The 22724-nt window shown below is 45.0% G+C and carries 26 protein-coding genes; 13 read left to right on the top strand and 13 right to left on the bottom strand.

Annotated elements, in window-relative coordinates:
- Positions 1-14: 14 nt before the first annotated feature.
- The 3 genes from tal to K6Y21_RS03240 are packed head-to-tail and all read right to left on the bottom strand — an operon-like array spanning position 15 to position 1894.
- Entirely contained in the window at positions 15-971 is a 957-nt protein-coding gene (gene tal, locus K6Y21_RS03250; RefSeq protein ID WP_233070263.1) for a transaldolase, read from the bottom strand.
- A 9-nt stretch (positions 972-980) separates the two neighbouring features.
- Positions 981-1691 carry a purine-nucleoside phosphorylase gene (gene deoD, locus K6Y21_RS03245; RefSeq protein WP_233070261.1) on the bottom strand — a complete coding sequence of 237 codons (711 nt, stop codon included), beginning with the start codon at positions 1689-1691 and terminating at the stop codon, positions 981-983.
- Positions 1692-1723: 32 nt separating this feature from the next.
- Positions 1724-1894, bottom strand: a complete 171-nt coding sequence (locus K6Y21_RS03240) for a XapX domain-containing protein (RefSeq protein ID WP_233070260.1) — start codon at positions 1892-1894, stop codon at positions 1724-1726.
- Between the two features lie 285 nt (positions 1895-2179).
- On the opposite strand from K6Y21_RS03240, the gene K6Y21_RS03235 reads away from it, so the two are divergent.
- The 7 genes from K6Y21_RS03235 (at position 2180) to K6Y21_RS03205 (ending at position 8701) form a co-directional block, all read left to right on the top strand.
- Positions 2180-3469 (top strand): hypothetical protein, encoded by a 1290-nt coding sequence (locus tag K6Y21_RS03235; protein ID WP_233070258.1) that lies wholly within the window; start codon positions 2180-2182, stop codon positions 3467-3469.
- Positions 3470-3861: 392 nt separating this feature from the next.
- Positions 3862-4605: an outer membrane protein OmpK gene (locus K6Y21_RS03230; protein WP_233070257.1), complete on the top strand. Its 744-nt coding sequence runs from the start codon at positions 3862-3864 to the stop codon at positions 4603-4605.
- Between the two features lie 100 nt (positions 4606-4705).
- The gene (locus tag K6Y21_RS03225) at positions 4706-4972 is read left to right on the top strand and encodes a hypothetical protein (RefSeq protein ID WP_349629455.1); all 267 of its coding nucleotides are present in this window, start codon (positions 4706-4708) and stop codon (positions 4970-4972) included.
- Between the two features lie 24 nt (positions 4973-4996).
- Complete coding sequence (add, locus tag K6Y21_RS03220) at positions 4997-5995, top strand: adenosine deaminase (protein WP_233070254.1); 999 nt, start codon at positions 4997-4999, stop codon at positions 5993-5995.
- 403 nt (positions 5996-6398) lie between these two features.
- The gene (gene sppA, locus K6Y21_RS03215; RefSeq protein ID WP_233070252.1) at positions 6399-7346 is read left to right on the top strand and encodes a signal peptide peptidase SppA; all 948 of its coding nucleotides are present in this window, start codon (positions 6399-6401) and stop codon (positions 7344-7346) included.
- Positions 7347-7470: 124 nt separating this feature from the next.
- The gene (locus K6Y21_RS03210) at positions 7471-8004 is read left to right on the top strand and encodes an aminoacyl-tRNA deacylase (RefSeq protein WP_233070250.1); all 534 of its coding nucleotides are present in this window, start codon (positions 7471-7473) and stop codon (positions 8002-8004) included.
- A 94-nt stretch (positions 8005-8098) separates the two neighbouring features.
- The gene (locus K6Y21_RS03205) at positions 8099-8701 is read left to right on the top strand and encodes a hypothetical protein (protein WP_233070247.1); all 603 of its coding nucleotides are present in this window, start codon (positions 8099-8101) and stop codon (positions 8699-8701) included.
- Positions 8702-8825: 124 nt separating this feature from the next.
- Here K6Y21_RS03205 and nspC read toward each other — a convergent pair whose 3' ends face one another.
- The 5 genes from nspC to K6Y21_RS03180 all read right to left on the bottom strand — a co-directional run bounded on the left by nspC (position 8826) and on the right by K6Y21_RS03180 (position 15462).
- Positions 8826-9953 (bottom strand): carboxynorspermidine decarboxylase, encoded by a 1128-nt coding sequence (gene nspC, locus K6Y21_RS03200; protein WP_233070246.1) that lies wholly within the window; start codon positions 9951-9953, stop codon positions 8826-8828.
- A 55-nt stretch (positions 9954-10008) separates the two neighbouring features.
- Positions 10009-11229: a carboxynorspermidine synthase gene (locus K6Y21_RS03195; RefSeq protein WP_233070245.1), complete on the bottom strand. Its 1221-nt coding sequence runs from the start codon at positions 11227-11229 to the stop codon at positions 10009-10011.
- Between the two features lie 15 nt (positions 11230-11244).
- Positions 11245-12702, bottom strand: a complete 1458-nt coding sequence (locus K6Y21_RS03190) for a pyridoxal phosphate-dependent decarboxylase family protein (RefSeq protein WP_233070244.1) — start codon at positions 12700-12702, stop codon at positions 11245-11247.
- 5 nt (positions 12703-12707) lie between these two features.
- Entirely contained in the window at positions 12708-14111 is a 1404-nt protein-coding gene (locus K6Y21_RS03185) for a diaminobutyrate--2-oxoglutarate transaminase family protein (protein ID WP_233070241.1), read from the bottom strand.
- 667 nt (positions 14112-14778) lie between these two features.
- Positions 14779-15462, bottom strand: coding sequence for a DUF3334 family protein (locus tag K6Y21_RS03180; RefSeq protein ID WP_233070240.1), 684 nt, complete (start codon positions 15460-15462; stop codon positions 14779-14781).
- Between the two features lie 291 nt (positions 15463-15753).
- On the opposite strand from K6Y21_RS03180, the gene K6Y21_RS03175 reads away from it, so the two are divergent.
- Entirely contained in the window at positions 15754-16332 is a 579-nt protein-coding gene (locus K6Y21_RS03175) for a single-stranded DNA-binding protein (protein ID WP_233070239.1), read from the top strand.
- A 16-nt stretch (positions 16333-16348) separates the two neighbouring features.
- Here K6Y21_RS03175 and K6Y21_RS03170 read toward each other — a convergent pair whose 3' ends face one another.
- Entirely contained in the window at positions 16349-16981 is a 633-nt protein-coding gene (locus K6Y21_RS03170; protein WP_233070238.1) for a dUTP diphosphatase, read from the bottom strand.
- 99 nt (positions 16982-17080) lie between these two features.
- Between K6Y21_RS03170 and K6Y21_RS03165 the strand changes: the two genes are divergently transcribed.
- The 4 genes from K6Y21_RS03165 (at position 17081) to K6Y21_RS03150 (ending at position 19680) form a co-directional block, all read left to right on the top strand.
- Positions 17081-17872, top strand: a complete 792-nt coding sequence (locus K6Y21_RS03165) for a hypothetical protein (protein WP_233070237.1) — start codon at positions 17081-17083, stop codon at positions 17870-17872.
- A gap of 9 nt (positions 17873-17881) precedes the next feature.
- The gene (locus K6Y21_RS03160) at positions 17882-18358 is read left to right on the top strand and encodes a CreA family protein (protein ID WP_233070383.1); all 477 of its coding nucleotides are present in this window, start codon (positions 17882-17884) and stop codon (positions 18356-18358) included.
- The gene (locus K6Y21_RS03155; protein ID WP_233070236.1) at positions 18355-19071 is read left to right on the top strand and encodes a tRNA-uridine aminocarboxypropyltransferase; all 717 of its coding nucleotides are present in this window, start codon (positions 18355-18357) and stop codon (positions 19069-19071) included. The genes K6Y21_RS03160 and K6Y21_RS03155 overlap by 4 nt, the downstream gene beginning before the upstream one ends.
- A gap of 366 nt (positions 19072-19437) precedes the next feature.
- Positions 19438-19680 (top strand): hypothetical protein, encoded by a 243-nt coding sequence (locus K6Y21_RS03150; protein ID WP_233070235.1) that lies wholly within the window; start codon positions 19438-19440, stop codon positions 19678-19680.
- Positions 19681-19726: 46 nt separating this feature from the next.
- Here the strand turns inward: K6Y21_RS03150 and K6Y21_RS03145 are convergent, their stop codons facing one another.
- From K6Y21_RS03145 to bluB, 3 genes are all read right to left on the bottom strand, one after another.
- Positions 19727-20005 (bottom strand): peptidylprolyl isomerase, encoded by a 279-nt coding sequence (locus K6Y21_RS03145; protein ID WP_233070234.1) that lies wholly within the window; start codon positions 20003-20005, stop codon positions 19727-19729.
- 109 nt (positions 20006-20114) lie between these two features.
- Positions 20115-20693, bottom strand: a complete 579-nt coding sequence (locus K6Y21_RS03140) for a thymidine kinase (RefSeq protein ID WP_233070232.1) — start codon at positions 20691-20693, stop codon at positions 20115-20117.
- Positions 20694-20778: 85 nt separating this feature from the next.
- On the bottom strand, positions 20779-21504 hold the full coding sequence (gene bluB, locus K6Y21_RS03135; protein WP_233070231.1) for a 5,6-dimethylbenzimidazole synthase: 726 nt from the start codon (positions 21502-21504) through the stop codon (positions 20779-20781).
- Between the two features lie 92 nt (positions 21505-21596).
- Here bluB and K6Y21_RS03130 point away from each other — a divergent pair, with 92 nt between their 5' ends.
- The gene (locus K6Y21_RS03130) at positions 21597-22430 is read left to right on the top strand and encodes a CvfB family protein (RefSeq protein ID WP_233070229.1); all 834 of its coding nucleotides are present in this window, start codon (positions 21597-21599) and stop codon (positions 22428-22430) included.
- Between the two features lie 5 nt (positions 22431-22435).
- On the opposite strand, the gene K6Y21_RS03125 is transcribed toward K6Y21_RS03130, so the two are convergent.
- Positions 22436-22711, bottom strand: a complete 276-nt coding sequence (locus tag K6Y21_RS03125; protein ID WP_233070228.1) for a DUF3634 family protein — start codon at positions 22709-22711, stop codon at positions 22436-22438.
- Between the last annotated feature and the right edge of the window lie 13 nt (positions 22712-22724).

The raw sequence follows: 22724 nt of genomic DNA, 5'->3' as shown, positions 1-22724 counted from the left end.
GCTGGCTTTTGTTATTAATCTTCAAGACGTGCTTTAATCATTGCCGCCAATTTTTCTTGGTCCGCAGCGAATAAGCGGATGCCTTCGGCGAGTTTCTCAACGGCCATCGGATCTTGATTATGTTGCCAATAGAACTCAGCTTCTGTTAATGCAGTCGGCTTAGCTGTTTGCTCAGCAGCTGGCGTTAATTTAGGCGTTACAGCATCTTCACTTTGCTCAAGTTGTGCAAGCAAACCTGGGCCTATGGTTAATTTATCACAGCCGGCTAGGGCAATGATTTGGCCAATGTTTCTGAAACTTGCACCCATCACGACCGTGTTGTAACCGTGTTGTTTATAGAAGTTGTAAATCTTAGTCACCGACGCCACACCGGGATCATTTTCGGCTGTGTATTCAATGTTATTTTGCTTTTTATACCAATCGTAGATACGGCCCACGAAAGGCGATACCAGATAGACGTTAGCCTGTGCACAGGCTTGTGCTTGGGCAAATGAGAACAATAATGTCAGGTTACAACGTATGCCTTCACGCTCTAGTTGTTCCGCGGCTTTAATGCCTTGCCAAGTCGAAGCCAGTTTGATCAAAACACGGCTTTTATCTATGCCTTTGGCTTGGTAAAGGCTAATCAATTGTTTCGCTTTAGCGATACTGGCATCGGTGTCGTAAGATAATCTTGCGTCCACTTCCGTTGAAATTAAGCCCGGTACTTGATTGACAATTTCAGCGCCAATAGCAACTGCTAGGTAATCACTTGCGGCATCGATTTGTTGTTCAAGCTCTGAACTGCTCTCTTTGGCATAAGCGATGGCTGAGTCAAACACGGCTTCATACTCAGGTAATTTTGAAGCACTTAAGATTAGCGACGGGTTAGTCGTGGCATCTTCCGGCTTAAATTGCTTGATGGCATTAAGGTCGCCGGTGTCAGCAACCACAGAAGTCAGTTTGCTTAGTTGCGCTAATTGATTAGCCATGTTTGCTCCTTACAGCTCAATCGCAGTCGCGAGGGCAACTTGCATCATGTCATTAAATGAGGTTTGTCTTAGTTCGGCAGACAGTTTCTCGCCGCGGCGGATATGATCCGATACGGTTAAAATACAAAGGGCATTGGCGCCTAACTCAGCCGCTACACCGTATAGCGCAGCCGCTTCCATTTCCACACCTAAAATGCCGTATTTCTCCATCACATCAAACATTTCAGGTTGTGGTGTGTAGAATAGGTCGGCTGAAAAAACGTTACCCACACGCACATTAATTTCTTGAGCGCGAGCATTGTTAACGGCTTTCTCTAAGATGTTGTAATCGGCAATGGCAGCAAAGTCATGATCTTTAAAACGCATGCGGTTAATTTTTGAGTCGGTGCTTGCGCCCATGGCAACAATCACATCCATCAATTTCACGTCTTCACTGATAGCGCCACAGCTACCAATGCGAATGATGTTTTTAACACCGTATTCGCTGATCAATTCATGGGTATAGATAGAACAAGATGGAATCCCCATACCGTGGCCCATTACCGAAATGCGTTTGCCCTTGTATTCGCCAGTAAAGCCAAGCATGTTACGCACATCGGTCACTTGCTTTACGTTTTCTAGGTAGGTTTCAGCAATAAACTTAGCGCGCAGCGGGTCGCCCGGCATTAAAACCGTTTCAGCAAAATCACCTGGGTTAGCATTAATATGTGGAGTAGCCATGTTAAAAATCCTTTGTTATATCTAAATTCGTGTTACGAAAAAAAGCGTTCAATGATCATCGCGTAGGCTTTACCGCCCAAGTAAACACCGACAATACCCATGATCCCACTCAGCACCGGTGGAGCAGGAATAGGCAGCTTAAGCGCGCTAAATATCACACCGACAATAAAGCCGGCTAACATTGCTAAAATGACTTCGTTCATATCTATCCCTGCTTGGCTGTGTTGTTTTGTTATATTCAGAATAGAGCGCAAGGGTGTGTCGTATAGCGATCTTGGTCACATAATTATTCCTAAATATTTATTTATTTCTAAATATTAACCATAAATGTTGTTTTGGTGGTAAAGGAAAGCTAAAACTTAAAAAAGCCAATGGTGTAATGAACCGGGCTGTGTTTTTAAGGATAGGCCGCGATGAGAAGTCAATTTAACTGCTGTAAAAGTTATCCTTGCCATAATTTAGGAGTTGTGGAAAGTGATGAATATGAGATGGAAAGCAACCATTTAGGTTACCCGGCCATTCATTGTAAAGCATGTGGCAGTTACCCCCCTTTGGTGGACGATGAAAGTGTCGCCAAAGTAATACATGAGAAGATTGCACGCCACTTCAGTCGCAGTTTAACCGGGTGTCCGCAATGCCAAACTTTATACTTTGATCATGGAAAAGGGCTCGTCAAATCCAATCGTTATGGCCACACTAAAGCGGGCCAGCAAAGGTTGAAATGTCAACAATGTAGTCAAGTCTACACGGTCAAAGCCATTAAGCACGCCGACAAATTGTTATTGCTACTAGAGCATATCGCCAAGCAAACGCCGACAACTCAGGTGATCACCGCATTAGATTGTGCCCCCAAAATTTATTATCAATTACTCACTCGTTTATCGAATTTACTACGTGAGTTTAGTAGGCAAAAAGAGCAAGCTGCCCTGCAGCGGGACTTTTTAGCGTTACACACCGAAAGTGCAGTGAGCCAGTATGCTGGAAACAAAGCCTTGTGGTGCATTGCGACAACAGAAGCGCAATCCGGCTATTGCCTGTTATACAGCCATAATCTTCTGCTTCAGGAAACGTTAGCTGAAGCCTATCTTGGTGGTCAATCGAGTGTATTACCTACGCCCAAATTACCGTCGATTCTTGCCGCCTTGACCGAACGTTACCAAAGCACGATGCGCCGCCAGCACTTTGAGTCTTTACATTATGGCCAATTGGCTAATATTCGTGGAGCCCAATATATCAAGCCGAGTATTTTGGCCTATGCGCATTTTCAATTGCTTGGCTTAATGACGGCGAGTTCACCCCATTTCCATCACTACATTGAGCATGAAAGTGCTATTCGCGGTGCCGCCTTGATGGCGTGTAGTGAAGAAATATTTGCCGAACAAGCGGAGGTTTATTTTGTTTATCGCCATTTTACAGGCGGGCAGGAGCTCCCCGTTAATGGCAATAACATAGGGTGGTGGAGTGACCGTTGGTATGGCACCCATTATGGGGCCTATTGTCCAATTACTTACCGAAATAAATACAAGGTTCCTTTTTCATTATTTGATGCTGACGGCCCTAAATCTGTGCATCAATGGCTCCAACAGCAGCAATGTTTAAATTTAAAAAGTGCCAAGCCGTTGGATCCGTTAATTGAAATCCAGCGTTGCCTATACAATTTTTGTCAGCCGCAAAAAAACCAACAAACTCCGGCCATGCGTTTAGGCTTAAGCCAACAAAAAATGAGTCTAACGGACTTATTAACGGCAGCCATAAAGCGCCTTGAGCACACTCATTGAATGGTTATATTTCTACAAATGGAGCTAGCTCGATGATATCGAGGTAAAACATCGGAATCGTCGAGTTGATAAATAGTTTAAGCCTTCCCAACCTATCTCATGTCCAAGTCATGTTTTTTGATTATGTTTTAGTCAATTAGCTTGAGGTATATAGTTCAAAGTCCTAGAATTTATAAAAAGTATAGGTTTTATGTTTAATTAACAAATAAACACCAGAGGTTAACACCTAAAAAACACGATATAAAAACAGTAAAAAATGTGATTTAAAGCCGCTTTATTTGATTGACGCACTATAAACTCAGCCCCTGTCAACGCAAGTACACCTACATCAATCACGACATTGTAAATGTACATTGCATATTCAATACCGTAAGCAAAGACAGGGAATAACAATGAAAAAAATTGCCATCGCAGCCGCAGTAACCATGGGTCTAAGTGCACCAGCGAGTGCTGAATACTTATACGGTTTCGGTAACATCAGTGCCAACTACCTTGATTGGTCAAAAGGGACCGAGCAACGCGCAGGACACCAAGAAGACTTCGTCTATTTAGAGCTAGAAGGCGGAGCGGGTTTTACTTGGGGCGAAATATACGGCTTCTTCGATGTTGAAAACGTACAAGAAGGATCTGACGAACTGCGTACATCTTACAAAGGTTCAGTCGCTTACAAACTGGGTGAATCAGGTTTTCGTGCCTACGCGCAACATTACGCAACCGACGGTCAATTCTTCTCAGCTAGCAACACGGTGCTAGGTGGCCAGTACCGTTTTGAAGGTCAAGGTTGGTTTGTTGCACCTTGGATCGGTGCCCATTACACCATCACTAACCCAGCCTGGAACAACGGTTTTTCTGATTTCAACGGTGGTATGGCGGGTTGGACTGCAGTCTATAACTTCACCGCATTTGACCAAAACTTCTGGGTATCAAACTGGCACGAGATGGAATTTGGTCGCGATGATGACTACCTAGCGGTATCCGGTGAAAGCGATGATACGTCAATGAACGGTGCGGTGGGTTTTTGGTGGAATGCAACCGATGCTATTACGGCAGGCCTACAATACCGCTATGCTTATAACAAGCTAGGCACCAGCGGTAACCAAAATGCATTGATCTACTCTTTACGCTATAACTTTTAAGCCTTAACGATTAATCAATGAGCCATCATTGATAGGGCCTGTTGATCTTTGATGGTTGATTTTTGTTCGAGATAAAAGCGTTTTGGGCAAGGCGAGCAGTGTGAAGCTTAGCATTCTAAGTAAATACTGCTCAACGACGAACAAAACGCTTTTAGCCGAATCCGTAGGACAGCGTTTGTTGGTCATTTCTACTGCGTTAGCGCCTTTTCGCGTAGGTGACTATGCCACAAAGCCGCTGCCTGGTATAAATACCCAACAAATCGCTGCAAAAACCAGCACGAAAGATCAACAGGCCCTAATAGATGCAAAGTCAGGCTACGGCCTGACTTTTTGTACCGGGCCTGTAACCGTGGTCAATCAGCGCTAATTAATACCAATAAGGACAGTAAACATGATCAATAAACACTTTCCTCTCGTGGATCTACATCGTCACCTTGATGGAAACGTCCGAGTCAACACCATTTGGGAGCTGGCGCAACAACACAACATTGCATTACCGGCCAATTCGTTGGCAGACCTTGCCCCTCATGTTCAAATTCAAGGTAAAGAATCTAGCCTAGTGGCTTTTCTTGCGAAACTAGATTGGATGGTGGGGGTATTAGCTGACCTTGATGCGGTTAAGCGCATCGCTTATGAAAATGTGGCCGATGCGGCCCTATCTGGACTTGACTACGCTGAATTACGTTTTAGTCCTTACTACATGGCGATGAGTCACAAACTGCCGCTGCAAGGGGTAGTGGAAGCTGTGGTCGACGGTGTCAAAGCGGGTTTGAAAGATCACACGGTTAAGATAAACCTGATTGGTATTATGTCGCGCACCTTTGGTCAGCAAGCTTGTCTTGATGAGTTAAACGCCTTATTAGCTTGTAAGCAGCATTTAGTCGCGATCGATTTAGCGGGTGACGAGCTGGGTTTTCCGGGTGCGCTGTTTAATGAACATTTTGCTAAGGTGAGAGCCAGCGATTTAGCCATCACGGTACATGCTGGCGAGGCCGCAGGCAGCGAAAGTATTTGGCAAGCGATTAATGAATTAGGCGCCACCCGTATTGGCCATGGGGTTAAAGCGGTGACTGATGAGAAGTTACTTGCTTACATGGCGCAACATAATATTGGTGTTGAGTCTTGCCCTACCAGTAATTTACACACGTCAACGGTGGCCGATTATGGGACTCACCCGATCAAAACCTTCCTTGAAAAAGGCGTATTAGTCAGTTTAAACACAGATGATCCTGGTGTAAGCAATATCGATATAGCCCACGAATATGCGGTTGCTGCAAACGAAATTGGCTTGAATGAAGCCCAGTTATGGACCCTGCAGCAAAATGGTTTAGCCATGGCTTTTCTTTCAAATTCTGAAAGGCAAGCCTTGATCGAGCTTAAAAGGAGTTAAGTATGCCGGGTTTTTGTAATAAATAAGCTCAAGCCGCTGTTACAGCGGCTTTTTTGTCCATTATACCCAATCAACCTGGAGATGCTTGATTTCAGCAAGCGTTTACAGGCGTTTAGGCAAGGCATTGATTGCAGGTAATGGTTGTTCCCTTATCAAAATCAATAACGCGGCATAAACGCCTGTAAAACTTGCCCTTTGGGAGCGCCACCGTACTTCCACTACGTTGTTACGCTAATTTAGAAGGTGCTTACATTCCTACATTATCGTGCCTAGTATTGAAAGCACGGTGGCGCTCTGAAACATGCATCTTCAAGTAGATTGGGTATATTCAGAGGACTTGTTATCGGCTACGCCAACGTGTTAAAACAGGCAACTAATCAGTCAGTCATACTTGGAGCGATGCGTGAGTCAAGATAACGAAGAGCAGTGGATCAAGCAGTACATGAAGGAGAGTTTTTCAGAGCAAAAGCGCTCTCGGCGCTGGGGGGTTGTCTTTAAGCTACTGACCTTCGCTTACCTGTTTATCGGCCTGTATCTGTTTATCGACTTCTCAGCAGGTAAAGGAAAAAAGGGGGCTGATGAGCCCCATACCGGCTTAGTGCAGGTACATGGCATGATAGCCGCAGATCAAGACGCCAATGCTAATGCTATTGTGACAGGCTTGCGTCGTGCCTTTGAAAATGAGATGAGTCAAGCGGTGATTATCCATATCAATAGTCCTGGGGGAAGCCCAGTACAGGCCGGTTATGTTTATGATGAAATCAAACGCCTACGAGGTATTTATCCGAATAAACTGGTTTATGCAGTGATATCTGAGCTGGGTGCTTCGGGCGGCTATTATATTGCCGCTGCCGCTGATCATATCTATGCTGACAAGGCCAGTTTAGTTGGGTCCATTGGGGTGACCGCGTCCAGTTTTGGCTTTACCGAAACGATGGAGAAACTGGGGGTTGAGCGGCGCCACTTTACTGCCGGCGAGCACAAAGCATTTCTTGACCCTTTCTCACCGCTAAAACAAGATGAAAAAGCATTTTGGCAGCAAGTGCTCGACAAAACACATCAGCAATTTATTGATGTTGTAAAACAAGGCCGGGGGGAGCGCTTGGTGAGTCATGCCGATGACACTCTCTTTAGCGGCCTGATTTGGAATGGTGAGCAAGCCCTTGAACTCGGTCTTATCGATGGTTTGGGCAGCGCAGGTAAAGTCGCGCGCGATATTATTAAGGCCGAAGATATCGTTAATTACACGGTACAACCCTCTCCACTGGATGCGTTTACTAAGAAACTCGGCTTGGCTTTGGGGCAGGGAATAAGCCAACAGTTGGTGCATAGTCAATATTCACTGCAATAAGTGACAGCTCCTCGGCTGAGGGCTTAGCTTGACAGGCTAAACCTTCAGCTGATTGGGTATATACTTAGATCAAGCTCATCAATCCATTTGGTACCGGGTTGATGGCTGTGTAGGAGTATAGGGTATGATCCAAACTAAACTTCATCGCTTATTGCAAGCGCATCACGTCTCTTATTATATTGCCGAGTTTTCACCTGCATATACATCGCAGCACCGCGCCGAAAATGCACATGTCACTGGATTTGCCTTAGCGAAAGCCGTGATCATTAATCAAGATGAACATCTGGCTATGGTGGTGGTGCCGGCGCCGTATAAACTCGACATTCATGCTTTAGCGAAAGAAATTGGCGCGAGTCGAGTATTATTAGCTTGTGAGCAAGAGTTTATGCCCTTGTTTAGCCAATGCGAGCTTGGGGCCATCCCGCCCTTAGGCCCGCTATTTCATTTGCCTGTTTACATGGCAAAAGCGCTCGAATCTCAGCCTTGGGTTTATTTTAATGCCGGCGCCCATGAGCAAATGATCAAGATGCGCATTGACCATTTTTTACACTTGGTCGAGCCCGTGGTCATCGAAACAGGCTTTTATTTAGCCGGTGATGCTCATGGCAAATGGCGCAATCAATTACAATTTCATCGTGTTGCGAAAACCTTGCACTGATATTGGGGTGGACAAACGCCAATTAGTTAAACTGTGTTCAGTTAATATTCAGCTAAATGCAAGTAACATAATCACTATGATTTAGGAGGTGATTATGCAAATTTCAAATACTGCCAGTTACACACACGCACATCGTATGCCGAGCAGCGCGTCAATCCCAGGTGCGAATAATGGCCAGGCATCCTCAGCTCCTAATCAAACCAAACCTCAAGCCATTAGCTATGCGGATAAGGTGACCTTGTCAACGGCTGCAAGAGAATTAAGTGCACAAGTCGAGCGAGGCCTAGTTGAACGCCCCGTACCCTTACCTGAAAAACCGTCTGATGCGGATATCAAAGGGGATTATATCGCACTGAAACAGACACAGTACAAATATAAGGTTGCTTCCGATGCAGTTAACTTGGCAACAGGTAATTCACAAGGCTTATCCGCGTCATCTGTTCATTACCTTGCGAATAATGATCAGGCCAGAGAGCAAACGGTGATGGTGATGGCGGCTCAATCCCAAGCAAGCTTAGCGCAAAGTTATATGCAGCAATCGAGCGGCGAAGAGCAAGAGAGTGATAATGAGCCGGTGACAGTGCAACCCTACACGCCAACGTTGGAAACAGCGCTATTAGCCGCGTCAGCCAGTTTATTAGCTAAGTACGGTAAAGAAGAACAAGCTAGCAGCAACATGGCCCAAACAGCCGCATAAATTACCTCGTAGCAAGTGCTTGCTGAGAACGCGGATACAAGATGCGGTTAGTTGAATAGGTGAGTGGTAACCATTTCCCCCAGTCGCGAGAGCATACCGGGGGGAAGCTTATTCAGATACGCGGTTAGCTGATGGAGTGAGTTGACAGTGTGCGTTTAAAGTCTTGGTAGTCAAACTTGTTCAATAGCTCTATCTGCCCATCGGTACGCTGACAATAAATAGCGGGCATCTTGATGCCGTTGAACCAATTAAGTTTAACCATGGTATAACCGCCGCTATCAGCAATGGTTAAGCGTTGGCCGATACTTAAAGGCGCTTCAAACTTGGCTTCGCAGAACTGATCCCCTGCCAAACATGAGCAAGAACCAATCACGTAAGCATGTGATCCTTCTTCACTGGCTTCAGCCACGGTCGCTGGCTCATTGTATATCAAGGTATCTAGGCGGTGAGCTTCGGTGGCACTATCAACAATGGCCGTCAGTTTTTTGTTTTCAACGATATCAACCACGGTAACAACCAGATCTGTGGTGCGTGTGATCACGGCTTCACCGGGCTCGAGATAAAGTTGCACCCCGTGTAGTTCACTAAAGGCTTTAAGTTTGGCCGCGAGCCCTTCTAAATCATAGCCTGGGTAGGTGAAGAAGACGCCGCCCCCTAAGCTGACCCATTCTAATTGCTCAAGTAAATCAGAAAAGTTCTCACTGATATGGTCAAGTAGGGCACTGAATGAAGCAACGGATTTATTTTCGCAATTCATGTGAAACATAACACCGGACAGTTTATTGGCGATGTCTTTTTCTAATGCCGACTTTTTTACACCCAAACGACAAAATGGACGAGCGGGATCCGCCAAGTCTTGACCGGCGGCGCTACGCTCCGGGTTGATGCGCAGGCCAATTTTACAAGTATCAGGCACTAAATGGGCGTAACGAGACAGCTGCGATTGCGAGTTAAATATGATTTTGTCACTTTTGTCTGCAACATCAATAACATCTTGCTCACTGTAACCTACGCTGTAAGCATGGGTTTCTTTACCAAAGGTTTCGTAGCCAAGCATCACTTCATAAGGGCCACTACTGGTTGTGCCATCAAGGTAAGGCTCGATGGTTTTAAACACACCCCAAGTCGAAAAGCATTTCAGGGCAAGAACCAATTTAACGCCACTTAATTCTTTTAAGCGCTGACACTTTTCAAGGTTTTCAATTAATTTGTCTTCATGGATCATGAAGTAGGGGGTTGCAAGTTCGTTCATGATTTAGCTCTAATATCTGGTTGAAAAAAAAGCCCCCAGTTGGGAGCTTTGTTAGTTACGCGCTAGGCGTCAGCTCTTGAACTTCCCAGCTTAAGCCGATTTCAGGCATCAGCTCAAGGAAGTCATCAGGGTTGAGTTGTTCGACATTGAACAAGCCAGACTCTGACCACTTACCTTTGAAGTATAAAAGTGCCGCCGTGATGGCCGGTACACCTGTGGTGTAAGAAATGGCCTGATGTTCTACTTCTTGATAAGCCTCAGCGTGGTCACAAATGTTGTAAATAAAGACGCTGCGAGGCTGGCCGTCTTTTTTACCTTGTAGCCAAGTACCGATACAGGTTTTACCTGTATAACCGGGTGCTAACGAAGTAGGATCGGGCAACAAGGCTTTAAGTACGCGAAGGGGCTGGATTTCAACGCCGTCAACATTAATGGGATCTGGACTGAGTAAGCCAATGTCGCGCATGACATTGAAGTAGTTCAGATAGCGATCTGAGAAGCCCATCCAAAATTCAATACGTTTGGCTGGGATAAACTCGGCCAGTGAACGGACTTCATCGTGTGCCATCGAATACACTTTTTGTTTACCGACAACAGGGAAATCAAATTCTAATACGCGGCTATGACAAGGTACTTGATGCCATTCATTGTTTTCAAAGTAGAATGAATCACCTTGAATTTCCAGCATGTTGGTTTCTGGGTCGAAGTTGGTCGCGAATTTACGACCGTGATCGCCAGCATTGACATCCATTACATCAATGGAGTCAATCTCGTCAAACAGGTGTTTGTGCGCGTAGGTAGCAAACACACTGACCACGCCTGGATCAAAGCCTGCGCCGAGAATACCTGTGATACCAGCCTGCGCGAATTTCTCACGAAATGCCCATTGTGGATCGTACGCTTCTGGTACTTGTTGGCCTGGGCTGCATAAATCAGTGGCAACCGAGGTATCTAAATAAGCCGATTTGGTTTGATAACAGGCTTCCATGATGGTGACATTCACCCACGGCGGCCCTGCATTAATGACCAGTTTTGGCTGTACTTCTTTAATCAGTTTAACTAATGCGTCTAAATCGTCGGCATCCACTTGTGCTGCCGTGATACTTGCATTTTTGTCTTTTTGATTATCGCGTAACGCAATAGATGAAATGATCTTTTCACACTTCTCAATATTGCGCGAGGCGATGGTAATATCACCAAAAACATCGTTATTTTGAGCACATTTATGTGCAATTACCCATCCGACCCCGCCGGCTCCTATTTGTAAAACTGACATAGTATTTCCTAAAAATTATTTAAGCGCTTTCGCAAATTTGACGATCTTATCGAATAGCTCGTTAAAATTGTTCAGTGTTAAACAAGGGTTTAAAATGGTGAGCTTTAATGCAGCTTGACCATCTACGGTTGTTTCCCCTAAAACCGCTATACCTGCTTTTAGCAATTGCACCCGTAATTGACGGTTAAATTCGTCAATGTTATTTGAGTTGCATTGGCCAACGTAGCGAAACAGTATGGTTGATAAAGGCGGCTCGGTTAATAACTCAAACTCAGGGTGGGCGTTGACCAAAGCCGCCACTTGCTGAGATTGTGCCAACAAGTGATCGATCATGGCTCCTAAGGTGTCACTGCCCACCGCCCGTAGCGTCATAAGCACTTTCAATGCATCAAATCGACGTGTGGTCGAGATGGTTTTGTCCACCAAGTTTGGCAAGTCATCACTTTCACGGTTTAAGTAGTCAGCATGGTGCAATAAGTACTTAAAGTTAGACTTATCTTTAAGCATGACTGCACTACAACTGACTGGTTGAAACCACAGTTTGTGAAAATCCACCGTGATCGAATCCGCTGTTTCAATCCCCGCTAGGCGTGTTTTAGCTTGACTTAACATCAAGGCACCACCATAAGCCGCGTCAACATGGAACCAAATTTTGTATTGGTCAGCCAGTTCACGGATGGCTGTCAGGTTATCAATGGCGCCATGATCGGTTGTGCCAGCCGTGCCAACAACAACAAATGGGATCAGCTCAGCTTCTTTTAATTGCGCTAGGGTGTCAGATAACGCACTGATAATTATTGTGCCATCGCGGTTGGTTGGCACACGCACCACTGCTTCCTCACCTAAGCCCATGATAGATGCTGCTTTTTTAACGGTGAAATGGCTTTTGGTTGAACATAAGATACGCAATTTACTGGCGTATTCCGGTAACCCATCTTTTTGAATGTTATGACCGGACATCACATCGGCAGCCCAATCGCGTGCCATCAACAGCGCCATGATGTTACTTTGGGTGCCACCACTGGTGAATACCCCATCACTGTGTTGGTCAAAGCCAAACTTGTTGCATAACCAATCCGTGACGTATTGTTCAACGTAAGTCGCTGACGCTGATTGATCCCATGAATCCATCGATTGGTTTTGCGCAGCAATAAAGTTCTCGGCAGCAATACCCGCAATCAGGGGAGGCGTATGTAAATGAGCAATACAGTCAGGGTGTTGCACAACAATGGCATTGCGGGCAACGATTTCGGCGGTTTCCGCAATCACTTGTGATAAGGGAGCAACCTGTGCTTGGTCTAAGGACAAATTATACACGGCTTGTTGCAGTGTATTGGCGTCCATCGCAGAGTAGGGCTTTTCGGTTGTTTCAAATAACTGCACAAGTTGTGCAACACTTTGCTGCATTGCGTCACGGTAGCTGTCGCTACCGTGTTGGCCAACTTGAATAAAATGTTGTTGCCAATTATTCACTTAACTTACTCCGCGCACACTTTAACTGCTTCAGCAAATGCCCATGCTGCATAGTCAATTTGTTCTTCGTTAATGATCAAAGGAGGTAAGAAACGTAATACCGCGCCGTGACGACCGCCTTTTTCAATGATCAAACCACGCTCTAGGGCGGCGCGTTGAATACGCGCAGCTAGTTCTGGGTTAGCTAGTGGCTCACCTAAAGCATTGACTTCACCCGGTTTAACGATTTCAATGCCTATCATTAGGCCTTTACCGCGTACTTCTGCAATACACGCTTGTTCAGCTTGTAATTCGTTAAGTTTCTCGGTTAAACGCTGACCCATGTTCAGGGCGTTTTCAACCAGATTATCGCGCTTGATTATTTGTAGGGCTTTTGTGCCGGTGGCCATGGCTAGTTGGTTTCCACGGAACGTCCCGGTATGTTCACCGGCATTCCAGCGGTCAAATTTTTTCTTAAATACTAAACATGACAGGGGTAGACCACCACCAATGGCTTTAGACATGATCACGACATCTGGCTCAACCCCTGCGTATTCAAATGCAAAGTTACGGCCCGAACGACCAACACCACATTGAATTTCATCGAAAATCAATAGAATACCTAGCTCTTCGGTAATGCGTCTTAACTCTTTTAGCCAAGTAACAGAGGCAGGAATAACACCGCCTTCACCTTGAATTGGCTCAAGGATGATAGCCGCTGGCTTAACAATACCGCTTTCTTGGTCATGTAATACCGATTCAATATAGCGAATAGAGGCTTTATCACCGGCTTCACCGCCTAAACCAAACTTACAACGCAATGAGTATGGAAACGGGAAGAAGTGCACGTCAGACATCAGACCTGTGCGACGCTCTTTCGCGTTTAGGTTGCCTGTTAATGCCAGTGAACCATTAGTCATACCGTGGTAAGCGCCGTGGAAAGAGGCAATGGTGTTGCGACCTGTGTAAAGTTTAGCGAGCTTGATCGCCGCTTCTACCGCATCGGCTCCTGATGGACCACAAAACTGAATACATGCTTCTTTGGCAAATTCAGATGGCAAAAAGTCCATGACTTCCTTGATGAAGGCATCCTTGGTCGGTGTTGTTATATCAAGGGTTTGATAAGGCACGCCCGAATTTAATTTGGCAATGATTTCCTGATTAATTTCAGGGTGATTGTAGCCCAGCGGTAATGCACCGGCTCCCGCTAAACAATCTAGGAAAGTTTGGCCTTTAGTATCTTGTACCAGCACCCCTTTTGCGTGCCCAATAGCAATCGGGAAACGTCTTGGGTAAGAGCGTACTTCTGATTCATAGTGCTCCTGGCTTAACAATACATTATCTGGTGTTAAGTCATACACTTCTTTGAATTCAGGGATCATTTGGTCTTGGATTAGCTCCTCAACCCCTAGGTTAACAACGTTATTCATACTGGTTTATCCCAACAATAAATTTTTTGTGCTAATTGCCTGCCAATGTAGGTATCGGCAATTAGCGAATAAAAAGGAAAACCCCTGCATAAAGCAATGCTTATCACAAAGCGATACAGAAGGGAGAAATTTAAATTGAGTAAGGGGCGATCAAGGCTCTGGCATCAGGCAAAATAGACTGATGGCCGGATATAGGTTGGTCTGTTGAGAGATCATAATCATTTCGGGCTCCTAAATCTGTTAATGATAGAGCTGGAGTCATCCAGTCCGTTCACTATCCCTACTATTACGGGGGCTGGTTACCCCATACCGATTATCTTGTCTGTGCAGATTAAGGCCGCACAGCAAGGGCTGCTCATTTTATCACCAACTTGACGTTTATCAAGCTAAGCGATCTTCCTATCTCACACTTTTTCGTCGTTAAGATTAACATGACGGATGTTAAAAAGCGGCGCAAAAATACCACATATGACTAAATGTGCAAGTATATTTTTAATAGAAACGAGAAAAATTTACGTTAAAAATAGTAAGCTCAATTATCCCTTATGTTTCATAGGGTTATGCTAGGTTGCTGGCGAGGGAAAATGGGATGTTTAGACGGCCAAAATGATTCGCAAAAGAAATGATAAAGCTAACCTTAGGTTAGCTTTATCTGCGAGGGTAAAATTTAAATGCCAAGCTCGTCGAGTAAGTCTTGATCTATGTCCACCGTAGGCGCCGGTGCTGGTTTAGATTGTGATGCGGCTGAATTTTGTGTGTCGTTAATGATTTGGTCAGGATCAATATCGTCCTGAGGATCCACATCGTGCAGTTTAATAAACTCGGTTTTATCCATCGCCAGTTCAAGATAGAAGATATTATGCTTGGCTGTGGTAAAGGTGACGCGGCGCGCTTGTGGGCGATCTAAGTTCGTATCGATTGACACCACCACTTGTTTATTAATGGTTAGCATCTTAGGTTGGTTTTGGGTTATGGAAGTATGTAGTTCTTTACCAATGGCACCAGTGAAGTCACCCACAATTTGGTTCATCAACTCGCCCATGACATTACCAACGTCGTCGGAGGTATGCATGGTGGCCAGTTCCTCTTTGGGGATCCCCATATTCACCATGTAATTGTGGTAAATCTCCAGTGCGGCTGCGGCAGAGAAGTTGATCAGGACTAAGCCTGAAAAGCCGCCATCAAATAGCACAAAACAGCCTATATCGGGTTTAAGACAGGTTTTGTTTATTTTTTGTACCATGGCTGAATAGTTAATATCGCTAGCTGTTGCACTGGACAGCACGCTGGTAACGGATTTACATAACACCAACAGTATGTCGTCTGTGGTTACTATTTCTGTTTTTCTCATTTATCTTCCCGTATCAGCTGTTTATTAATGATCTAGGTATTTATATATGTCATCTAGGCGTAATTGGGAATGACTAAATTGACATTCTGCTACCTTTGTCTCTTGTTATATTAGGTAAGCACACAGTTTTTGCCTTATTAAGCGCCATGATTTTATTTCTTTGTGATTTTTTCGCCAACGTGGATGGGCTGTCATCGCGATCGTGTCATCATCCCTATTTGCACTAAAATCAGCGATTGAATCTCAATCTTTAATGAGTATCCTAGTGCTGATAGCAATTAAGGTAATGAGATGAAAGATCAGAAGTTAGCTTGCCAAGTTACGCTCCTTGGCCACTTAGTGTCAAAACAAAACACGGTACGCTATTTTGCTGATGGCACCGCGATATTACTACTGGATATAGTGGTCAAGAAAACCTGGACATCAGCCCAAGGTGAGCAAAAGATCCAAGAGAGCTTTTTCACCGTTCGCGCCCTTGACCAATTAGCACAAGAGGTGGCCTTAGGCCTACAAGCCGGCGATGCTATTTTTGTGCAAGGCATCCTCGGCAAGTATTTGGATGCAACCCAAATTCGTATCGCGGGTAAAAATAACCTGTATTGGAATCAAGCTTATTGCTGCGGTGAAGTGGTGAAGATTGAGCACCTTAAAACCGTGAACGATCTTGATTACACGAAAGTTCACCTGCAACTTGAACATCACCAAATGGAAGTCAACCTGCGGGGTAAAACCGCGAAATTAATGCGTGATAAATTGAGTTTACAAAGCCATTTGTTAGTTGAAGGCGCGATAAGCTCAAAGTCAACTAAGGTAAAAGATGCCTTTGAGCGTCATTATTGGTTAGATGGCCATACTTGTGTTTGTTTTTAGCTTGATGCTTTCGGAGTTAAGCTTGGCTCGGATAGGCCTGCTCTAAGCCAAGGTAAACTTCCTTGGCAAACTGAGTGGATTGACTATCGAGTCGATTTAAAATGTCCATTAAATGCTCGTTATCTTCACGACCATGCCAAATTTTTATGTATTCACCGGTTTGATAACCGTGATTTTGGCGAAACAAATTCAACGTATTTTTACCCACATACATACGGTAGAGTTGGTCAAAAGAAAGGCCAATTTGCGCCATGCAGCCGGCAAAAGCGTAACCATCAAAACGTTGTTCGGCCACGGCTGCACTGGCAAGCTGCTCTAGAGTTTGAGGGAAATCCGCTGCCGTTTGTGGCTCACTGAGCTCAAGGGCCAATTGCTGGGCAATCGCCTCAAAAGTCGTGATGCCATCAATGCGCATACTCAAACCAAAGTGAAATATATCGACCAGCTCTAACATCACTTGCTCGGTATCCGGCGTTTGCTTTTTCCACCACTTCCAGCCGTAGTGATCCAGCATTTCTGCGCACTCAACCCAAATAGCACGGTGCCAAGCAAAGCCTTGGTCAAACCATTGTGGGTGTACCTTAGTGTTCATTTTATGCTGCATGTCTAGCATTTGCTGAATTTGACTCGTTGTTGCGCTGGCGCTCATGGGGGTTCCTTGTGTTGATTCTAATTCGTCTAGTGGCGAAAAGGTGGTATTGTTACGTCAGAAAGGGCATTAAGCAAATAGTTTCAAAAAGGAAAAGAAGTGGCAGTGTTTTCGGCTTTACAAGATCGTATTAAATCATGGCTCTCACCCCAAGATTTGATTGAGCCAACTCAACAAGCATGGATAGAACAAATGATGGGCGTTTTTTCGCAATATGCGCAATCCCATCAGTTTAAAGCTAAGCTGATCACGCCCACGGTGACCGATTTTCCTTCTAAGGCCACTTCGGCCAATGAGTTAGCGCAAGCAACCTTAAGTCAGTTGCAGCTGTATTTTGGTTTGAGCCAACAAGGGTTTGCCATCAGGCCGCCTGTGAATTACCAAACGCCATACAGCGCCCAGTTAACCGAACCTATGGTCGTCAATTCATCCCACAACGTGTTAACGCAGCCGGTTTATATTGATTACCATCCTGGCCACTTGAATAACCCCAATGCCTTGGTATCCGTGTTTGCCATTCAGTTATGCCAATGGTTGATGTCATCGCCTTTACTTGCACAAGGCGCAGGTGATGCTATGCGTGAACAAGCCACCGAGCTGTTAGCCATTAGTTTAGGCGCAGGTGTGATGGTGGTAAACAGTGCCTTTACCTTTCGTGGCGGCGGCTGTGGCAGTTGTCATAATACTAAACTCGGCCGTCAAGCCATGTTATCGGAGGCTGAAGCTTGTTATGCGCTAGCCTTGTTCTGCTATCAAAACAACATTGCCCTTGCTCAAGTTAGGCCGCATTTGAAACCGCATTTACGAGGGATGTTAAAACAAGGGCATCAACAGGTTTTACGTTTTCGCGCCAAGCCCACACCCACGGTCAACCGCCTCAGTGAAAATTAGGAGAATATGATGAAACATAAGTGCAAACAGGGGGTTACCGCTGCCGTGTTAGTGGCTGGATTAGCTGGTTGCAGTGACGATGTGGGTAAGGTGAGTTTAGGTTTGTTTACCACCAAAGATGTCCACATCGAAGCATTAAGCGACCCTAAAATTCCGGGCGTGACATGCCATCTGAGTCATATAAAAGCAAACTTAGATTTTGCCGACCCATCGGATATGGGCATCGCTTGTCGACAAACCGGGCCTATCACCTTGGCGCAAATTAACCAAATTGATAAATCTAAAAGTGGCGAGGTGGTTTTTACCGCTTCAAAAAGCATACTTTTCAAAAGCTTAAAAGTACGCAGGTTATTTGATGCCGAACATCAAACCTTGCTTTACCTCAGTTATTCAACCAAGGAAATGAACGGCAGTCACAAGCATTCATTATCAACCGTGCCGTTATACGGCAGTGATGCTTGGCAAGGGCCGAGCCAACAACAATGACAAAACATGCAGTACAACAGCTTTATAAGCAGCGCATGGCTCGAGTTACTCGGCCTTATTTAGCCCGTGGTGCAAACGTCGTCAGGTGCCCCAAGTGCATGATCAATCTGCACTTATGTATATGTGAATATCGACCTAAGATCGACAGTCAAGCGGCCTTCTTATTGGTTTTTTATGACGACGAAGTCCTTAAACCCAGCAATACGGGGCGTTTAATTGCGGATGTTGCCGCTGATTGCCATGCCTATATATGGTCTAGAACCGAGCCCGATGCGGCCATGCTGGCCTTATTACACGATGAGAAGTATCAACCCTATGTCGTGTTCCCGCAAGAATACTGCCAACCGGAAAGGGTAGTGCATAAGCCCCTTGTATCTAATGACAAGATCCCCTTGTTTATTTTGCTCGATGCCAGTTGGAGTCAAGCGCGTAAGATGTTTAAGAAAAGCCCCTGGCTTGATGATTTTCCTGTGTTGGCTTTCACCCCTGAGTTAGTGTCGCGTTACCTGATCCGAAAAAGTGTGCAAGACCATCAATTGGGCACGGCAGAAGTGGCGGCATTAGTCTACGACAGCTTAGGCGAGTCTAAAAACAGTGCCATTATGAATGCGTGGTTTGATGTGTTTAAAGAGCATTATCTAACCGGAAAAAAGCAGCGGCAACTTCCCAAGCCGGGTGCAGTGGCTCAACTTGAAACCGTTTTAAATTCTTAAGCTTGTACTGTGGGGCCAGCTTTAGGCTCCCATGGCTTTGATATGATCCAACCAATGGGAATACACGAATTGTTATGCCATCATGCTTATTGTCGATATATGGGGCTCACTTTGTCAGAGACACGCACTGTTCAATTACACTTGCGCTGTCGGCTTGTCACAAAAAATTTAAATCAGCGTCATTCGTTTGAAATCAACACGCTAAGAGGGTTGTTTATTAAATAGACAAAATTGATTAATTAGTACGTTGGCAGGGGTGAGTTACTCGTCTATTTTGAATGTTACGGCCTAATTTGGCCAAGGGTAACAGGTTGCCTAATGTTGGGAAGGCACTTGTTAATATTCATCTTTGTGGAGAAATTAATAATGCGTACAACACATAAGCTTTCCGATGCCTTGATCATGCTACACACCCAAAAACAAACCAAAGGAGGGTGGTTACAAACCTATGTGATCCCCCATTCCTCGGTCAAGGTTTTACAAATTTGTACGCCAACACCACAAAAAGACCAAACCATGTGCTGTTTATCTTGTTACTTTAATCGTAAAACCTTTAAAAACGGCCAATGTTACGGCGAGATAGACAGAGAGCACTTTGTTATTCACTAACTCCCGTTCAAAAAAGAGAAGGGAGCTTAGGCTCCCTTCTTGCTGTTTAGCTGCGGCTGGTGACTTCTAACAAATGATAACCAAAGTCTGTTTTTACAGGACCTTGCACCGTATTGACTGGGGCACTAAAGACCACTTTATCAAATTCTGGCACCATCATACCGGGAGCAAATTCACCGAGCTCACCCCCTTGGGCACCCGATGGACAGTTAGAGTGTTGCTTGGCAAGTTGGCCAAAATCAGCACCGGCTTCGATTTGTGATTTTAGTTCGTTACATTGCTGTTCGGTGTCGACCAAAATATGGCGTGCTGTGGCTAATGGCATGGCGTGTTTCTCTTGTTTATGAATGTAAAAAAAGTGTACCCGATTTATTGGCTATTACCAACTTATCCATCAAGAAACGCAGTATAGCCTCTTGATCTTATAGGCTAGTTTATTGATATCTGTCTTGATAATAATGCTTACGGCAAACAGAAATGTATTTGTCATTACCGCCAATTTCAATTTGGTTTCCCTGCCTAAGGACATCACCTTGTTCGTTGACGCGCACCACCATATTGGCTTTACGGCCACAGTGACAAATGGTTTTTAACTCGACCAATTTGTCAGCCCACGCCAACAAGTATTGGCTGCCTTGAAATAATTCCCCGACAAAATCGGTGCGTAATCCGTAACAAAGGGTCGGGATGGCGAGTTCATCAACGACTTGGGTTAATTGCTTCACTTGCGCTTTAGATAGAAACTGACTTTCATCTATCAATAGACAATCGATTTTTTGCTGCTGATGTAATCGTTCAACCTCAGTAAATAGATTGGTTTCAGCATCAAATACATGGGCCGGTTGACTCAGTCCAATCCGCGAGGCAACTTGGCCAACTTGTACCCGATCATCAATAGCTGCGGTAAAAATTTGACTGTTTAAGCCACGCTCATAATAGTTATAGGCTGATTGCAATAAAGACGTTGATTTACCTGCATTCATGGTGGAGTAATAAAAATACAGCTGGGCCATGGGAAAACACACCTTGGTAAAATGAGCACGGATTTTACCTCAAATAGTCTGAGGTAAACACTGATCCCAAGCAGGAAACACTAAACTAGCGATAATGGACTTTATCTTGCTCTATCTGGCGTATCAGGCTGCTTTCATCAACCGTTTGGTGCTGGCCATATTGGTCAAAACTCACTAATTCGGCTAGGGGTTTTCGTGTCGCCCAACCCTTAGTTGCCAGCTCGGGTTGGTCATAAAATTCACTGACATAACCGACACATAAATACGCAATAGGGACAACATGTTCTGGCAACCCTAAGATGCGCTTCATGGCTTGCTCATCAAGGATACTGACCCAGCCAACACCTAAGCCTTCGGCTCTTGCAGCCAGCCAGAAATTTTGCACCGCACATACCGAGCTATATAGATCCATGGTGGGAATGGATGTTTTACCCAATACCACGGGGCCGCCACGCTGGCGATCGCAAGTGATGCACAGATTAATGGGGGCTTCCAGAATACCTTGCAGTTTTAGTGATGAGTAAAGCGTGCGCTTTTCTCCTTCGAATAAGTTTTGGGCTTGTTCATTGGCTTTAACAAATTCTTGGTGTATTTGCGTTTTTACATCATCGGATTGGATCACAACAAAGTCCCATGGCTGCACAAAGCCCACCGACGGTGCATGATGCGCGGCATAAAGCACACGGCTCAGTACCTCATCTGTTATGGGCTTTGGCGTGAATTGTCCGCGCACATCGCGCCGACCAAAAATGGCTTTATAAACGCCCGCTAAGTGCTGCGCATCAAACGGGCCATTGTCGTTTTTATCCATCACTTCCTCTTCAATTAGAACAGCATAAATACCTGCGCATTTTAAAAGAGTTCAAGCTATAATGCGCCGAAAATTGTAGATAGGTGTAGAACATGGCAAAGACAGGAATAACGAACTCATTACAGGTGATCAAATTGGTCCCTTTTGGTGCCTACCTTGATGCAGGTGATCTGGGTGAAGTGTTATTACCCAATAAGTTCATGCCTAACGATTGCGAGGTTGGCGATTGGCTTGATGTGTTCCTGTACACAGATTCAGAAGACATGATCATTGCCACCACGCAAAAAACCTTGGCTCAAGTGGGTCAGTTTGCTTATTTAAAAGTCGTCGCCAACAGTGGCCCAGGTGCATTTTTAGATTGGGGCTTAGACAAAGACCTGTTAGTGCCTTTTAACCAGCAACGCACGCCGATGGAAGTGGGCAGAAAATACGTCGTGTATGTTTATCGTGATGAACAAACTCAGCGCCTTGCAGCCACCACTAAGCTAGATCGCTTCCTAGACAAAAAACAGCCGCGTTTCAAAAAACACCAACAAGTGGATGTCATTATCGCCCAGCGAACAGATTTAGGTTACAAAGCGGTCGTTAATAATGCTTTTTGGGGCGTGATTTACAATAATGAAATTTTTAAGCCCATCCGCGTGGGTCAACGCCATCAAGCGTTTATCAAACAAGTGCGTAATGATGGCCGCATCGATTTAAGCTTGCAACCACCGCAGCACGAAATAGTCGATCAACTCAGCCAAGCAATATTGAATCACCTTGAGCAAAACGGTGGCAGCAGTAGCCTCAGCGACAAAAGTGATCCGCAAGTGATTTCTCAGCATTTTGGGGTGAGCAAAAATGCCTTTAAACGCGCCATTGGTGGTTTGTTTAAACAAGGTAAAATTGCGTTAAGTAAAGAGGGAATGAAGCTGCTTGATTAAAGGCGCTAACCTTTTCGTCGGTCTCCCGGTGCTTGCGCAATAGCACCGTAACCGCGCCAAACATTACGACAACGCTGACGATAATTCTCGGGAATACTGCTCGAGAATTTTAATTCGTAACCTTTACCCCTGCGCACCGCGTAAACGTCACCACTCACCAAGCTCGATGTAAAAATGCGTTTTAATTCGGTTTGAAAATACGCCGGCATCGCTCCTCTTTTATTATTAAGTTTGCCTTGGTTAAGTTTAACCCAAATCGGAGCGGTGATTTTTAACAGCATAATCTTCCTTTTG

This window comes from Motilimonas eburnea (assembly GCF_021295345.1).
Classification (GTDB): Bacteria; Pseudomonadota; Gammaproteobacteria; order Enterobacterales; family CBDFNC01; genus Motilimonas; species Motilimonas eburnea.
Note: the sequence above shows the minus strand (reverse complement) of the source record. Positions and strands in the feature narration are given on the sequence as shown.